Origin of the sequence: Allobosea sp. AK1 (assembly GCF_006714945.1) — a bacterium.
Taxonomy (GTDB): Bacteria; Pseudomonadota; Alphaproteobacteria; order Rhizobiales; family Beijerinckiaceae; genus Allobosea; species Allobosea robiniae.
On record NZ_VFMG01000001.1, the window covers coordinates 1,339,990 to 1,355,260 of the forward strand.

Annotated in this window: 16 protein-coding genes; 8 read left to right on the forward strand and 8 right to left on the reverse strand. The window is 66.7% G+C overall.

The window, feature by feature from the left end; all coding sequences use genetic code 11:
• Positions 1-5: 5 nt before the first annotated feature.
• A complete protein-coding gene (argH, locus tag FHT98_RS06820) occupies positions 6-1,391 on the reverse strand; it encodes an argininosuccinate lyase (protein WP_142113255.1) in 1,386 nt (461 codons plus the stop codon).
• Between the two features lie 30 nt (positions 1,392-1,421).
• Here argH and tlpA point away from each other — a divergent pair, with 30 nt between their 5' ends.
• From tlpA to FHT98_RS06840, 4 genes are all read left to right on the forward strand, one after another.
• Positions 1,422-2,051, forward strand: coding sequence for a thiol:disulfide interchange protein TlpA (gene tlpA / locus FHT98_RS06825; protein WP_142113258.1), 630 nt, complete (start codon positions 1,422-1,424; stop codon positions 2,049-2,051).
• A 43-nt stretch (positions 2,052-2,094) separates the two neighbouring features.
• Entirely contained in the window at positions 2,095-3,825 is a 1,731-nt protein-coding gene (locus FHT98_RS06830) for a carbamoyltransferase family protein (protein WP_142113260.1), read from the forward strand.
• A 105-nt stretch (positions 3,826-3,930) separates the two neighbouring features.
• Entirely contained in the window at positions 3,931-4,179 is a 249-nt protein-coding gene (locus FHT98_RS06835; protein ID WP_142113262.1) for a DUF1272 domain-containing protein, read from the forward strand.
• A gap of 52 nt (positions 4,180-4,231) precedes the next feature.
• Entirely contained in the window at positions 4,232-4,873 is a 642-nt protein-coding gene (locus FHT98_RS06840) for a glutathione S-transferase family protein (protein WP_142113264.1), read from the forward strand.
• 78 nt (positions 4,874-4,951) lie between these two features.
• Here FHT98_RS06840 and grxD read toward each other — a convergent pair whose 3' ends face one another.
• From grxD to galU, 6 genes are all read right to left on the reverse strand, one after another.
• Entirely contained in the window at positions 4,952-5,287 is a 336-nt protein-coding gene (grxD, locus tag FHT98_RS06845; RefSeq protein WP_091856942.1) for a Grx4 family monothiol glutaredoxin, read from the reverse strand.
• A gap of 47 nt (positions 5,288-5,334) precedes the next feature.
• Positions 5,335-5,571 carry a BolA family protein gene (locus FHT98_RS06850; RefSeq protein WP_061970071.1) on the reverse strand — a complete coding sequence of 79 codons (237 nt, stop codon included), beginning with the start codon at positions 5,569-5,571 and terminating at the stop codon, positions 5,335-5,337.
• 12 nt (positions 5,572-5,583) lie between these two features.
• Positions 5,584-7,794 carry a phosphoribosylformylglycinamidine synthase subunit PurL gene (gene purL, locus FHT98_RS06855; protein WP_142113267.1) on the reverse strand — a complete coding sequence of 737 codons (2,211 nt, stop codon included), beginning with the start codon at positions 7,792-7,794 and terminating at the stop codon, positions 5,584-5,586.
• A gap of 96 nt (positions 7,795-7,890) precedes the next feature.
• A complete protein-coding gene (locus FHT98_RS06860; RefSeq protein WP_142113269.1) occupies positions 7,891-8,328 on the reverse strand; it encodes an acyl-CoA thioesterase in 438 nt (145 codons plus the stop codon).
• Positions 8,325-9,212 carry a class I SAM-dependent methyltransferase gene (locus tag FHT98_RS06865; RefSeq protein WP_142113271.1) on the reverse strand — a complete coding sequence of 296 codons (888 nt, stop codon included), beginning with the start codon at positions 9,210-9,212 and terminating at the stop codon, positions 8,325-8,327. The genes FHT98_RS06860 and FHT98_RS06865 overlap by 4 nt, the downstream gene beginning before the upstream one ends.
• 101 nt (positions 9,213-9,313) lie before the next feature.
• Entirely contained in the window at positions 9,314-10,192 is an 879-nt protein-coding gene (gene galU / locus FHT98_RS06870; RefSeq protein WP_142113273.1) for a UTP--glucose-1-phosphate uridylyltransferase GalU, read from the reverse strand.
• 169 nt (positions 10,193-10,361) lie between these two features.
• Between galU and galE the strand changes: the two genes are divergently transcribed.
• Complete coding sequence (gene galE, locus FHT98_RS06875; protein ID WP_061970081.1) at positions 10,362-11,354, forward strand: UDP-glucose 4-epimerase GalE; 993 nt, start codon at positions 10,362-10,364, stop codon at positions 11,352-11,354.
• Between the two features lie 132 nt (positions 11,355-11,486).
• Here the strand turns inward: galE and rnk are convergent, their stop codons facing one another.
• A complete protein-coding gene (gene rnk, locus FHT98_RS06880) occupies positions 11,487-11,897 on the reverse strand; it encodes a nucleoside diphosphate kinase regulator (RefSeq protein WP_061970083.1) in 411 nt (136 codons plus the stop codon).
• 340 nt (positions 11,898-12,237) lie between these two features.
• Here rnk and FHT98_RS06885 point away from each other — a divergent pair, with 340 nt between their 5' ends.
• The 3 genes from FHT98_RS06885 to FHT98_RS06895 are packed head-to-tail and all read left to right on the forward strand — an operon-like array spanning position 12,238 to position 15,269.
• Positions 12,238-13,470 carry a lytic murein transglycosylase gene (locus FHT98_RS06885; RefSeq protein ID WP_142113276.1) on the forward strand — a complete coding sequence of 411 codons (1,233 nt, stop codon included), beginning with the start codon at positions 12,238-12,240 and terminating at the stop codon, positions 13,468-13,470.
• Positions 13,471-13,522: 52 nt separating this feature from the next.
• Positions 13,523-14,725 carry an SGNH/GDSL hydrolase family protein gene (locus FHT98_RS06890; RefSeq protein ID WP_185745088.1) on the forward strand — a complete coding sequence of 401 codons (1,203 nt, stop codon included), beginning with the start codon at positions 13,523-13,525 and terminating at the stop codon, positions 14,723-14,725.
• A 34-nt stretch (positions 14,726-14,759) separates the two neighbouring features.
• Positions 14,760-15,269 (forward strand): DUF3859 domain-containing protein, encoded by a 510-nt coding sequence (locus FHT98_RS06895; protein ID WP_185745089.1) that lies wholly within the window; start codon positions 14,760-14,762, stop codon positions 15,267-15,269.
• Positions 15,270-15,271: the final 2 nt, after the last annotated feature.

Here is a 15,271-nt window from a genome sequence, read left to right on the forward strand (position 1 = left end):
CGACCTCAGCCTTTCGCGAGCTGCTTCAGCCAGCGCCTGGCCTGCTTGCGGACATTGGCCGGGGCCGTGCCGCCGTAGCTGACGCGGCTCTTCACCGACTGGTCGACGCCGAGCACGGCGAAGACGGCCTCGGTGATGGCAGGCTCGACGCCTTGCATCTCCGCGAGCGAGAGCTTCTCCAGCCCGACCTTCTTCTCCGAGGCGATGCCGACGAGGCGACCGGTGACGTGATGCGCGTCGCGGAACGGCATCTTGAGGACCCGCACCAGCCAGTCGGCGAGATCGGTCGCCGTGGCGTAGCCGAGGCCGGCCGCCTTCTTCATCACCTTGAGGTCGGGCTGCATGTCGCGGACCATGCCGGCGGTGGCGGCAAGGCACAGCGACAGCGTCTGCAGCGCATCGAACGTGCCTTCCTTGTCCTCCTGCATGTCCTTCGAATAGGTCAGCGGCAGGCCCTTCATCATGGTCAGCAAGCCCTGGAGCGCGCCGAAGACGCGGCCCGCCTTGCCGCGCACCAGCTCGGCCGCGTCGGGATTGCGCTTCTGCGGCATGATCGACGAACCGGTCGAGAAAGCGTCGGAGAGCCGGACGAAACCGAATTGCGGCGTCGACCACAGCACGATCTCCTCGGCGAAGCGCGAGAGATGCATCGCGCAGATCGAGGCGGCCGAAAGCGTCTCCAGCACGAAATCGCGATCCGAGACCGAATCGAGCGAGTTCGCCGTCGGCCGGTCGAAGCCGAGCGCCTTCGCCGTCATGTGCCGGTCGATCGGGAAGGAGGTGCCGGCGAGCGCGGCCGCACCGAGCGGGCATTCGTTGAGGCGGGCGCGGGCGTCGCGGATGCGGCTGCGGTCGCGGCCGAGCATCTCGACATAGGCGAGCAGATGATGGCCGAAGGTGACCGGCTGCGCCGACTGCAGATGGGTGAAGCCCGGCATCACCGCGCCGGCATAGGTGTCGGCCTTCTCGGCCAGCGCAAGCTGGAGATCGGCCATCTGGCCATCGATCTCGTCGAGCGTGTCGCGCACCCAGAGCCGCATGTCGGTCGCGACCTGGTCGTTGCGCGAGCGAGCCGTATGCAGGCGGCCGGCAGCAAGGCCGATCTTGTCCTTGAGGTTCGACTCGATGTTCATGTGGACGTCTTCGAGCGCCCGCGAGAACGTGAAGGCGCCGCTCTCGATCTCGCCTTCGACCTTTTTCAGGCCGGCAATGATCGTCGCGACATCCTCCTTGGTCAGGATGCCGGTCTCGGCCAGCATGGCCGCATGCGCGAGCGAACCGCGGATGTCCTGGCGCCAGAGCTTCTGGTCGAAATCGATGGAGGCGTTGATTTCCTCCATGATGGCGTCGGGACCTGTGGCGAAACGCCCACCCCACATGCGATTGCTCACGACGGTCTTTCCTGCTTTTGAGGACGCATAATGACGTCTGGAAAAAAGATCGGACTGGCCCTCGGGGTCGTCGCGGCGCTCGGCCTCGCTGGCGTAGCCGCCTTCTACTCCGTCCGGGGCGATGCCGGCAACGGATCATGCAGCGCCGCAAGCGCGGCGGCCGAGCGCATGAAGCCGCTGGTCAAGGGCGAGGTCGCGGCGGTCGAGCTGCGTGCGCGCCCGCAGCCGGCGCCTGCACTCGCCTTCACCGGGCCGGACGGCCAGCCGATGACGCTGGCCGCCCTCAAGGGCAAGACCCTGCTGGTCAATCTCTGGGCGACCTGGTGCGCGCCCTGCCTCAAGGAAATGCCGGCGCTCGACGCGCTCCAGAAGGAGATGGGCGGGCCGGATTTCGCGGTGGTCGCGATCAATATCGACACGCGCAATCTCGACAAACCGAAGGCCTGGCTCGCCGACAACAAGGTCACGGCCCTGCCCTTCTACGGCGATCCGCAGGCCGCGACCTTCCAGGCGCTGCGCGCCGCGCACAAGGTCGAGGGCATGCCTGTCAGCATCATCGTCGACAAGGCGGGCTGCGAGCTCGGCATCATCCAGGGCCCGGCCGATTGGGCGAGCGCCGATTCGAAGGCGCTGATGAAAGCCGCCATCGGCAAGCCCTGAGCGATTTGGCTTCCCGGGTCCGGGAGTTTATTGGCTTTCGGCCATGAGCTATACGATCGGCCTGGCCACCACCTTCCACGATCCCGCCATCGCGATCATCGGCCCCGATGGCGAGGTGCTCTTCGCCGAGGCGACCGAGCGCTACCTGCAATACAAGCGCGCGCCGAACTGCGAGCCTGATTCGGCGCCGCGCATGGAAGGCGTGCTGAAGCGCTACATCCCTGGAGATGCCGAGGTCCGCATCGCTACGAGCTGGGGCGAGGATTTCACCGGCTTCCTCGACCAGATGGCGCGCGCCGGCTCCTTCACGCTGGAAGCGCTGCTCAAGCTCTCGCCCGAGCTCAACCGCTCGCTCGTACCGGAACGGACCGAGCGCGCGCTGATCGCCTCGCTTCATGTGGCGCAGCAGCGCGCCGGCATGGGCGTCCTGCTCGGGCTCGACCGCGCCTATGGCAAGGCCAATGTCACCGGCCTCACGCGCTACGGCCATCATCTCAGCCACGCGGCCTATGCCTGCTGGTCCTCGCCCTTCGACAATGCCGCCTGCCTCGTCGTCGACGGCATGGGCGAGACCGGCGCCTCCGCCATCTTCGCGCTGGAGAACGGCAGGCTCCGCGAGGTGAAGCGCCATCGCGGCCGGGAATCGATCGGGTTCTATTTCGGGCTCGTCACCGATCTCGCCGGCTTCGACCAGGCCAAGGGCGAGGAATGGAAGATCATGGGGCTTGCCCCCTATGGCAAGACCGACCCGGAGCTGATGGCGCTATTACGCAAGCTCTACAGCATCGAGGGCCATAAGCTCTCCTTCGCCAAGGCCGACGTGGTGCAGGCTGTCGCCGCCGAGATTCTGGCCAAGCGTCCGGCGGACGCGCTCGACCAGGGCTGGGCCGATCTCGCCCGCTGCGGGCAGGATGTCTTCGCCGAGATGATGGAGGCGCTGCTCGGCGAAGCCGCGGCGCTCGTCCCGAGCGAAAACCTCGTCATGGCCGGCGGCTGCGCGCTGAACTCCTCCTTCAACGGCAAGATCGTCGGGCGCCACGGCTTCAAGACCGTCTTCGTACCCTCGGCGCCGGCCGATGACGGCAACGCGATCGGCGCGGCATGGCTGGCGCACGCGGAGGCCAATCCGGACTGGCGCGCGCCGAAGGGACCCCTTTCCCCCTATCTCGGTTCGACCGTCTCGACCGAGCCCTTCGAGCGCATGCAGCTTTGGGAGAAGCGCCTGCGCAAGCTTGGCCCCGACGAGATCGCTCCGGTCACCGCCAAGCTCCTGACAGAAGGCAAGCTGATCGGCTGGGTGCAGGGCCGCGCCGAGTTCGGGCCGCGCGCGCTCGGCAATCGCTCGATCATCGCCGATCCGCGCCCGGCCGACGCCAAGGACATCCTCAACGCCAAGGTGAAGTATCGCGAGGCCTTCCGCCCCTTCGCGCCCTCGATCCTGGCCGAGCACGCCGCCGACTGGTTCGAGAACTATCAGGACGCGCCCTATATGGAGCGCACCCTGGTCTGGAAGGAAGCGGTGCGCGACCGCGTCCCGGCCGTGGTCCATGAGGACGCGACCGGCCGACTCCAGAGCGTCACGGCTAAACGCAATCCGCGCTATCACGCGCTGATCTCGGCCTTCCATGAGCTGACGGGCGTGCCGGTCATCCTCAACACCTCCTTCAACATCATGGGCAAGCCGATCCTGCACACGGGGGAGGACGCGATCCTGATGTTCTATACGAGCGGGCTCGACGCGCTGGTGATCGACGACTGGCTGCTGGTGAAGTAACGGGCGGCCGATCGATCCGCCCCGTTGATCGGTCGGATCACGCGAAATCGCTGGCCTCGGTCTGGTTTGCAGTCATTCTTCCGCCCATCGGAAGGAGACGACGCCATGCTGCAATTGCGCCCGAACTGCGAATGCTGCGACCGCGACCTGCCGCCGCAATCGCGCGACGCCCTGATCTGCACCTTCGAATGCACCTTCTGCGCCGATTGCGTAGAGATCCGCTTTGCGGGCACCTGCCCGAATTGCGGCGGCGACCTCGTGCGCCGGCCGATCAGGCCGGAGCGGATGCTGGAGAAATACCCGGCCTCGACCGAACGCGTCCGCAAGCCGCACCCGCAATGCGCGGCGGCTTGAATCTGCCCCGAACGCATCCAGCGGGATCAATCGAGCAGCCAGGGATCACGCGATGACGCTCATGCCTGTCGTCTATGGTGCGCCCTACAGCGTCTATGTCCGCGCGGTCCGGTTGGCACTGGAGGAAAAGGGCGTAGCCTACCGGCTCGATCCGATCGACGTCTTCGCCGAGAGCGGGCCGCCGGCTTCCCTGCTGGAGCGGCAACCATTCGGCCGCATCCCCGCCTTCGAGCACGATGGCTTCCGGCTCTACGAGGCCGGCGCCATCGAACGCTATGTCGATGAGGCGTTCCCCGGGCCTGCCTTGCAGCCTTCCGCGCCGCGCGAGCGCGCCCGCGTCAATCAGCTGACGAGCATCCTCGATTCCTACGCCTATCGCACGCTGGTCTGGGACATCTATGTGGAGCGCGTCTCCGCCCCCAAGCAGGGACGCGCGCCGGACGAGGCGCGAATTCAGGCCGCCCTGCCCAAGGCGCAGCTATGCCTGCGCGCGATCAGCGACCTGATGGATGGCAGCCCTTATCTCGCCGGCGAGGCGCTGACGCTGGCCGATCTTCATGCTGCGCCGATCTTCGCCTATTTCACGCTGGCGTCTGAGGCCGAGGCGCTGCTTGCCGAGCAGCCCGCCATCAATGCCTGGTGGGCGACCATGGTGCAGCGGCCCGCTATGCAGGCCACCGCCTTTCCCGCCTAGGCGGTTTCATCACAGAGATCACCAAAGCCACCTGTTGCCTGCTTGCGACGCGGGCAGACGGGTCGTGGCGGCGAGCCTTTAGCTCGCCTGCTTCACCGCGATGCCCTTCTCTTCGAAGAGCGCCTGCAATTCGCCGGCCTGGAACATCTCGCGGGTGATGTCGCAGCCGCCGACGAACTCGCCCTTGACGTAGAGCTGCGGAATCGTCGGCCAGTTCGAGAAGGCCTTGATGCCCTCGCGGATTTCCTGGTCCTCAAGCACGTTCACGCCCTTATAGGGCACGCCGATATAGCCGAGGATCTGCGCGACCTGGCCGGAGAAGCCGCACATCGGGAATTGCGGCGTGCCCTTCATGAAGAGCACCACGTCGTTGTTCTTAACTTCCGCTTCGATGCGGGCATTGACGTCGGACATCGTCTCGTCTCCTGAAGCGGGTTCAAGGCCCGCCGGATGGTCTTGTTCTAATCTTGGGGAACGCTGGTCGTCAGCGCAAGGGCGTGCAGCACGCCGCCCATATTCCCCTGGAGCGCGGCATAGACCATCTGGTGCTGCTGCACCCGGGTCTTGCCCTTAAAGGCGGCCGAGACGACGGTCGCGGCATAGTGGTCGCCGTCGCCGGCCAGGTCCTTGATCTCGATCGCCGCATCAGGCAGCGCCGCCTTGATCATGCGCTCGATCTCGTGCGCGTCCATCGCCATGGGTCGAACTCCTCAGGCCGCCTTGCCGGCCATGTAGGACGGCAGCCAGTCTTCATGGGTCTTGCGGAGATCGGCGATCGCCAGAGCGGGCTCGCCCGGCAGGGCAAGCGCCGCGCCGCCCGTCTTGCCGATGGCGAGCGCCGGCACGCCGGCAGCCTTCGCCGCCGCGATCACCGCATCGGCCTCGGCCGCCGGGACGGCCAGGACATAGCGCGCCTGATCCTCGCCGAAGAGCGCGGCATGGGCGGGGCCGGCCGGCAGCGTCTCGATCACCGCGCCGATGCCCTTGGCCATCGCCATCTCGGCGAGCGCAACCGCAAGCCCGCCATCCGACAGGTCGTGGCAGGTCGAAACCTTGCCGCCCGCGATCAGCCCGCGCACGAAATCGCCGTTGCGGCGCTCGACTGCGAGATCGACCGGCGGCGGAGCGCCCTCCTCGCGGCCGCAGACGGTCGCCAAATAGGCGCTCTGGCCGAGCCAGCCGGCCGTCTCGCCGATCAGGATGATCGCCTCGCCCTCGGCCTTGAAGGCGACCGTCGCATGCTTGGTCACATCGGCCATGACGCCGACGGCGCCGATGGTCGGGGTCGGCAGGATCGAGACGCCGTTGGTCTCGTTGTAGAGCGAGACGTTGCCGGAGACGACCGGGAAGTCGAGCGCCTTGCAGGCTTCGCCGATGCCACGGACGCAGCCGACGAGCTGGCCCATGACTTCCGGCTTCTCGGGGTTGCCGAAGTTCAGGTTGTCGGTGACGGCGAGCGGCGTAGCACCCGTCGCGGTCAGGTTGCGCCAGGCTTCGGCCACCGCCTGCTTGCCGCCCTCGAACGGATCGGCCTCGCAATAGCGCGGGGTGACGTCAGCGGTCATGGCAAGGCCCCGCGGCCCGTCCTCGATGCGGATCACGCCGGCATCGCCGCCCGGCGTCACCGCCGAATTGCCGAGGATCAGCGTGTCGTACTGCTCCCAGATCCAGCGCTTGGACGAGAGGTCCGGCGAGCCGATCAGCGTCTTCAACGCCTCGGCATTGCCGCAAGGCGCGGCGACGCTCTCAGCCGCGATGCGCTGCTGCGGCACGGTCTCGATCCAGGGCCGGTCGTATTCCGGAGCCTCGTCGCCGAGTTCCTTGATCGGCAGGTCGGCCATGACCTCGCCCTGGTGCTTCACGACGAAGCGGAGCGTGTCGGTGGTGTGGCCGATGACGGCGAAGTCGAGGCCCCATTTCCTGAAGATCGCCTCGGCGGCGTCCTCATGGCCGGGCTTGATCACCATGAGCATACGCTCCTGGCTCTCCGACAGCATCATCTCATAGGCGCTCATGCCCTCCTCGCGGCAGGGCACCTTGTCGAGATCGAGCTCGACGCCGAGATCGCCCTTGGCACCCATCTCGACGGCCGAGCAGGTCAGGCCGGCGGCGCCCATGTCCTGAATCGCGTCGACATGGCCGGCGGCCATGATCTCGAGGCAGGCTTCGAGCAGGAGCTTCTCGGCGAAGGGATCGCCGACCTGCACGGTCGGGCGCTTCTCCTCCGACTTGTCGTCGAATTCGGCCGAGGCCATGGTCGCGCCGTGGATGCCGTCGCGACCGGTCTTCGAACCGAGATAGACGATCGCCTTACCGACGCCGGAAGCCTTGGCGTAGAAGATCTCGTCGGCCTGGGCGATGCCGACCGCCATGGCGTTGACGAGGATGTTGCCGTCATAGCGCGAGTGGAAGCCGGTCGCGCCGCCGACATTCGGCACGCCGAAGGAATTGCCGTAGCCGCCGATGCCGGCGACGACGCCGGAGACGAGATGCCGGGTCTTCGGATGATCAGGCGAGCCGAAGCGCAAAGCGTCGAGCACCGCGATCGGGCGCGCGCCCATCGTGAAGACGTCGCGCAGGATGCCGCCGACGCCGGTCGTCGCGCCCTGATAGGGCTCGATGAAGGACGGGTGGTTGTGGCTCTCCATCTTGAAGACGATGGCGGTGCCCTCGCCGATATCGATGACGCCGGCATTCTCGCCCGGGCCCTGGATCACCCAGGGCGCCTTGGTCGGCAGCGTCTTCAGATGGATTTTCGAGGATTTGTAGGAGCAGTGCTCGTTCCACATCGCCGAGACGATGCCGAGTTCCGTGATCGTCGGCTCGCGGCCGATCAGATGCAGGAAGCGCTGGTACTCGTCCGGCTTCAGGCCGTGCTCGGCGACGAGCTGCGGGGTGATCTTGATGTCGTTCGGAATCACGGGCTCAGGGTTCCTGGCGGTCCGGCGATAGGGGTTGGCAGGGGCATAGCCTGCCTCGGCGCGCGAGACAACATTCCCCGGCGCAGCCGGCCCTTTTCAGCTCTGGATGGCGGTAAGGGCTGCTCTGAGCGGGGCCGGGATCGGCACCGGCTTCTGGTCGGCGCGCTCAACATAGACATGGGTGAAGCGCCCCTGCGCCAAAGCTTGCTCGCCGCCTTGCCGGAAGATGCCGATCCGATAGGTGACAGAGCTGTTGCCAAGGCGCTCGACCGCGATCCCGGCCTCCACGGTCTCCGGGAAGGCGACGCTCTCGAAATAGGTGCAGCCGGTCTCGACCACGAGCCCGACGATCTCGCTGCTCGCAAGGTCGAGGAAGCCGTTCTCGATCAGCCAGGCATTCACCGCCGTATCGAACCAGCCATAATAGACGACGTTGTTGACATGGCCGAAGGCGTCATTGTCGTGCCAGCGCGTCGGAATGGCGCGGAAGACGCGGAAATCGGCGCGGGTCAGGCGGGGCTGTCGCTCGCTCATCCCTCGCCTCCCGGCTTCTCGCCCGCCTTGATCTCGCGCACGCCAAGCGCATCGGCCAGCCGCGCCTTGGCCGAGCCGGGCTTCAATGGCTTCTGCTGGCTCTCATGCGGAGCCCAGCCGGAAACCCAGACGAATTCGAAGGTCGCGGGCAAACGCCCGTCCGGATCGGCGAAGCGCTCGGCATAGAGCGCAGCCGCGCGCAGCAAGGTCTCGCGCCTGAACGGCGTCTTGCGCCGGGCGACAAGCGCATTGGCCCAGCCCATGGCGCGCAGATCGCGAAACAGCCCGAAGGCGTCGCGATAACGCACCGTCACGATCTCGCTGTCGACGACGGGCAGCGCGAAACCGGCCCGCTGCAACAGGCTTCCGAGGTCACGCAGATCGGCGAAGGGGGCAACGCGCGGGCTGACCCCGCCCATCGTCTCGCTCTCGGCTTCGAGCAGCGCCTGCCTGAGTTCCTGCAAGCTCCGCCCGCCGAGCAGGCAGCCCATGAACAAGCCATCGGGCCGCAGCGCCCGCTTGATCTGGATGAGCGCGCCCGGCAGGTCGTTGACCCCATGCAGCGCGAGCAGCGAGACGGCGAGGTCGAGCGAACCGGCGGCGAAGGGCAGGCGTTCGAGATCGCCGACGAGTTCGGCCGGCGCGCCTTCCGCCTCCGCCATGCGCAGCAGCCGCCCGGCCCGGCCGGCAAGCACCGGCGCAACCACAGGCAGGGCCGTACCGAGATCGGCCGCGACCGCGAATTCCCGCAGCACCGCGCCGAGCCGATCCCCCAGATCATCTGCCGCACGTTGCAGCAGGAAATCCGGATAGTCGCCGGCAAGCGCGCGCCTCAGCCGCTTGCGGCCAAGTGCCCGATCGAAGACGAGACTCTGGTCACTCAACTTTGCACCGTCAGCAAGACACAAGCCCTCGTCCTTGGAGACGCCATTCCTATTCGGATTGACGCCTCAGGACGAGGGCTGAGTTGAACGAGTCTTGTAGCTCAGCGGTCGAGCAGCTTGGCGATCTCTTCGCGCAGTTGCGGACCGAGATCGCCGCGGTCGAGCGCATAGGCGACATTCGCCGAGAGGAAGCCGATCTTCGAGCCGGCATCGTAGATCTCGCCGTCGAAGCGCACCGCGTAGAACCGCTCCTGGCGCGACAGCGCGACCATCGAATCGGTCAGCTGGATCTCGCCGCCAGCGCCCTTCTCCTGGTTGGCGAGCAGGTTGAAGATCGTCGGCTGCAGGATGTAGCGCCCGGAGACATGCAGATTGGACGGCGCCGTTCCCTTCGGCGGCTTCTCGACCATGCCGGTGATCTTCGAGACCTTGGCCTTGGCGTCCTGGACGGCGACGATGCCGTATTGATGGGTCTGATCCTCAGGCACGGGCGCAACGGCGATGTGGTTGCCGCCATGCTGGTCATAGGCCTCGATCATCTCGGCGAGGCAGCCCTTGCCCTGGCTGTAATGCAGCATGTCCGGCAGCAGTAGCGCGAAAGGCTCGTCGCCGACGATCTCGCGCGCGCACCAGACGGCGTGGCCGAGGCCAAGCGGAGCCTGCTGGCGGGTGAAGCTGGTCGCACCCGCAGCCGGCAGATCGTGCTTCAGCGCCTCCAGCTCCTTCGTCTTGTTGCGCTTGGCCAGCGTGTCGTCGAGCTCGTAGGCCAGGTCGAAATGATCCTCGATCACTGCCTTGTTGCGGCCGGTGACGAAGATGAAATGCTCGATGCCGGCGGCGCGCGCCTCGTCCACCACATGTTGCACGACCGGGCGGTCGACGATGGTCAGCATCTCCTTCGGGATCGCCTTGGTGGCGGGCAGGAAGCGGGTGCCGAGACCAGCGACAGGAAGAACGGCCTTGCGGATGCGTTTCGTCATGCAAAATCCATTGGGCGCGATAGCCTTGCCGAAGCCAGGCAATGATGGGAACGGCCGTACAACTGTCATGGTTGCGGGCCATCAGGCGGTATTAGCCAACAGGCCTTGAGAAGCCGTCAACGGTTTTTCGATAAAGGCGGTTCCTGACGAAGATGAGGCGAGAAACACGATGGCGGTATTGGTTTCCGGCGGCGCCGGCTACATCGGCAGCCATATGGTCCTGGAATTGCTGGATCGCGGCGAGAAGGTCGTGGTGCTCGACAATCTCTCCACCGGCTTCTGGTGGGCGGTGCCGCCCGAGGCGATCTTCGTCCAGGGCGATATCGGCAACCAGGAGCTCGTCGAGGGCCTGATCGGCGAATATGAGATCACGGAGATTGCGCATTTCGCCGCCAGGATCGTCGTCCCCGAATCCGTCACCGATCCACTGGGCTATTATTTCAACAATACGGTGAAGACCCGCGGACTGATCGAAAGCGCCGCGCGCAAGGGCGTGAAACACGTCATCTTCTCCTCCACCGCCGCCGTCTATGGCGAGCCGCCGGTCTCGCCGGTGCCGGAAGAGATCGCGCTCAACCCGATCAACCCCTATGGCCGCTCCAAGCTGATGAGCGAGTGGATGCTGCAGGACGCCGCCAAGGCGCATGGTTTCAGCTATGTCGCGCTGCGCTATTTCAATGTCGCTGGCGCCGACCCGAAGGGCCGCTCCGGCCAGTCCTCGCCGAACGCCACCCATCTCATCAAGGTCGCGAGCCAGGCGGCGCTCGGCCAGCGCGACGGCCTGACCGTCTTCGGCACCGACTATGCGACACCGGACGGCACCTGCGTGCGCGACTATATCCACGTCACCGACCTCGCCCGCGCCCATCTCGCCGCGCTCGACCATCTGCGCGGCGGCGGGGCGAGCCTGACATTGAACTGCGGCTATGGCCGCGGCTATTCGGTCAAGGAGGTCGTCGAGGTCGTGAAGAAGGTCTCCGGGGTCGATTTTCCCGTGACGCTGGCGGAGCGCCGGCCGGGCGATCCGGCTTCGCTGATCGCCCGCGCCGACCGCATCCGCGCCGAGCTCGGCTGGCAGCCCGCGCATGACGACCTCGAGGAGATCGTCGGCCAGGCGCTCGCCTGGGAGGAGAAGCTCAGGACGAAGAACGCCACGGCGTGAGAAGCCGGAACATCCACACCCGTCATTGCGAGCGCAGCGAAGCAATCCAGAGGCGGCAGAGCTCTACGTCTACCTGGATTGCTTCGTCGCTTTGCTCCTCGCAATGACGATGTGCTTTACCCACGCCTGATTTCAGGACGCAGCCTCTTCCTCCACCGGCTCGCGCACTTCGAGCACGGTCAGGCGCTTGACGTCGCCGGAGCGCGTCGTCCAGTCGATCGAGCGCTCGGCCGCCATGCCGATCAGCGCGACGCCGATCGGCGTCATCACCGAGACGCGGTTCTTCTCGATATCGGCATGCTCAGGCCAGACCAGCGTGATGGTGCTTTCCCGCTTGGTGGTTTCGTCGCGATAGACGATCTGGCTGCCGATCCGGGCATGGTCGTGCGAGACCCGCCCCTCCGGCAGGATTCGGGCGCGGTCGAGCTCATGGGTGAGCTCGGCGGCGAGATCGGGCATGGTGTTGGCCGCGCCGGCCGCGATGCGGCTCAGCATGGCATGGTCCGCGGTCGTAACGGTGATGGCGGGACGCTTGGTAGACATCAGGACAGGTCTTTCATCGAAAAGGCGAGCGCCCGCCGGCGGTTGAAATCCGCGCGGCATCAAAAAGGTCGAACTCGCAGGAAAAAGCGGCAGAGCAGGCGCACCCCGAACCGGAGGCGCCAAGCGCGACAGGCCCGGGGCTAGAAGCCCGCGATAAGGTTGCCCGAGCGGTGGAGACCGCGGCGGAAGGGGGACGCGCTATTCATCCCCGCAGAATCTGACAATCGCCGGAGCTTGTCAAATCACGAATGCCGCAGCGATCGCCGCATGAATTAACCCTTGGTTAATCTTGTTCGGGCGCTGTGAAGATGTTTCCATCCAGCATTCGCCGGGAGTGTCCATGCGCCTGTCCGTCATCGCAGCCTCAGTCCTGATCAGCCTGGCACCGGCGCTGGCCCAGACCACCGGCTCGATCAACGTCTCCGGCGCCCATGCCCGCAATGCGCAGGCGACCCCGGCCAGCGCCCCCTTCGACGTCTTCGTGCAGCGACTCTGGCCGCATGCTCAGGCGCGCGGTATCTCGCGTGCGACCTTCGACCTCGCCTTCCGCGGCGTGACGCCGGATGCTTCCATCGTCGCGCTGACCAGGAAGCAGTCGGAATTCAGCGCCCCGATCTGGAGCTATCTGGAGAATGCCGTCGGCGGCTCCCGCATCGGGCGCGGGCGCGAGGCCGCGGCCGAGAACGCGAGCGTCCTCTCCCAGGTCGAGGCGCGCTATGGCGTGCCCAAGGAAATCGTCCTCGGCGTCTGGGGCATGGAGACCAACTACGGCTCGTTCAAGGGCGGCAAGGACGTCATCCGCTCGCTCGCGACGCTCGCCTCGATCCGCTATCGCGGCGACTTCTTCCGCGATGAATTGCTGACCGCACTGGAGCTGATCCAGAAGGGCCATGTCGAGCGCAGCGAATTGAAGGGCTCCTGGGCCGGCGCCATGGGCCACACCCAGTTCATGCCGTCGAGCTACATGAAATACGCGGTCGACTGGACCGGCGACGGCCACGCCGACATCTGGACCTCGTCGAGCGACGCCATCGCCTCCACCGCCAACTACCTCAAGGGCTATGGCTGGATGCCGGGCCTGCCCTGGGGCATGGAGGTGACGCTGCCTGATGGCTTCGACCACCGCCTGGACAAGGCGAGCTTCTCCGCCTTCGCCTCCGCCGGCGTGCGTCGCGCCGATGGCAATCGCCTGCCCTCCTCCGGCGAAGGCCGCCTGTTCTACCCGGCCGGCCATACCGGCCCGGTGATGCTGCTCACCGCCAATTTCGACGTCATCAAGAAATACAACTCCTCCGACGCCTATGCGATGGCCGTCGGCCATCTCGGCGACCGGATCGCCGGGCGCTCCGCCATCCGGGCGAGCTGGCCGACCAAGGCGCCGCGCCTCGACATGGCCGCGACCCGCGATCTCCAGCACCGCCTGAAGGCGCTCGGCCTCTACAACCACGATGCCGACGGCCGCATCGGCACCGGCACACGCGAGGCTGTCAGGCGCTATCAGATCAGCGCCGGCGAGATCGCCGACGGCTATCCGACGCCCGCCCTGCTGTCGAAGCTGCGCGGCAAGCGCTGACTTTCGGCCGCTCCCGGCCTATAGTCGCGCGGGGGAACCACCGGATCGGCCTATGCGCCTGCGCTCGTTCGCCATGGTTCTGGCTGCTGCCTGCCTGCTCCTGCTGACGGGCGGGCCGGTCTCCCTCGCCCAGCAGCAGACGCAACAGCGCAGCCTGTTCCAGATGTTCTGGCAATTGCCCGCCCAGCCACGGACCGTGGCGCCGCAGCCGCGTCAGCGCGTCGCGCCCGTGGTCCGCCGCCGCGAGGCCCCCGTCATCGTCCGCGACGATCCGGTCATCCCCAAGGTCGATGTCAGCAGTCATATCGTGGTGATGGGCGATTCCCTCGCCAATCTCCTGGCGAACGGTCTGGACGACGCCCTCAACAACCGCCCGGATGTCGAGGTGATCCACAAGGCCAAGCCCGATTCCGGGCTGGTTCGCAGCGATTTCTACGACTGGCCGAAAGCCGTCTCCGATCTCCTCGCCAGCGAACAGAAGATCAGCATCGGCGTCATCCTGCTCGGCCTCAACGACCGCCAGCCGATCCGCGAAGGCGAGACCGTCCACGAGCCCCTGAGCCCGCGCTGGCTCGAACTTTATCGCGACCGGATCGACGCCATTGCCAACGCCTTCGCCGGCAAGCGCGTGCCGCTGATCTGGGTCGGCGCACCGCCGATGCAGAACGGGCGGCTCTCGGCCGATCTCATCACCCTCAACGACCTCTACCGCCAGCGCGTCGAGAAGGCGGGCGGGCAATATGTCGATCTCTGGGGCGGCTTCGTCGATGCCGAGAACCGCTATGCCGCAACCGGCCCCGACGTCTCCGGACAGCTGGTGCGCCTGCGCCTCGGCGATGGCATCCATTTCACCGCTGCCGGCGCGCGCAAGGCCGCGCATTTCGTCGACCTCGTGATCCGCCGCATGATCGAGGCGGCCCCGCAGGGCAGCGTCATCGCCCTGCCCGTCTCGCCCGAGACCGGCGCACCGACGGCACTGGAACTCCAGCCCGGCGGCGTCGAGCGCCTGATCGATCAGATGGTCGCGGGCGTGCCCATGATCGGCCTGCCCGCCGCACTACAGGCCAAACCGCTCGCCGGGCCGATCCAGCCCCTCACCGGGCAAGGCCCGATTACTGAGCAGCCGCTGCTCGCTTCGATCACCGAGGCACGCGGGCGCGGCGACGCCGCCCTGCAGCTCGAACGCGTCTTCGGCCAGGGCATCGCGCCGGATCCGCTCCCGGGCCGGCTCGACGACTACCGCTGGCCGCGCTGAAAGCGACCCGATGACGAACCGGCGCCCGATGGCCATGACGGCCGCAATCCTCCTGGCACTTGCCGCCACCCATGCCGCAGCCGAACCGCGCAGTGAGATCATCGATTATGGCATCACGGCCGGGCGCCGCATCCCGGGCACGCCGGGGCCGGGCGAGGCCGGGCTCGCACCGGCCAGCGAGATGAAGAACATCCGCTATCTCGATCGCACGGACCGGATCGAGGCACGGCTCTGCCGCAATTTCGGGCTGTCGCTGCGCCTGAGCGACGACATCCCCAGGGTCCTGCCGCGCCAGGTCTCGGTCAGGGTCGAGCATCCGCCCCTCGCCCGGCCCGATGGCAAGACCAGCACGGAGGACCGTTTTCCCAGCGCCGTGATCGACGGCGTGAGCCATGTCGGCTTCACCTTCGAGCACGAATGGGAAATGGCGGCCGGCGCCTGGACCATCATCGTCTCGATCCGCGGCCGGGAGATCGCACGGAAGGCTTTCGCGATCACTCTGCCGCCCCCCGGCGCGTCCAATTCCGATTGCGGTGTAGGGTAGCG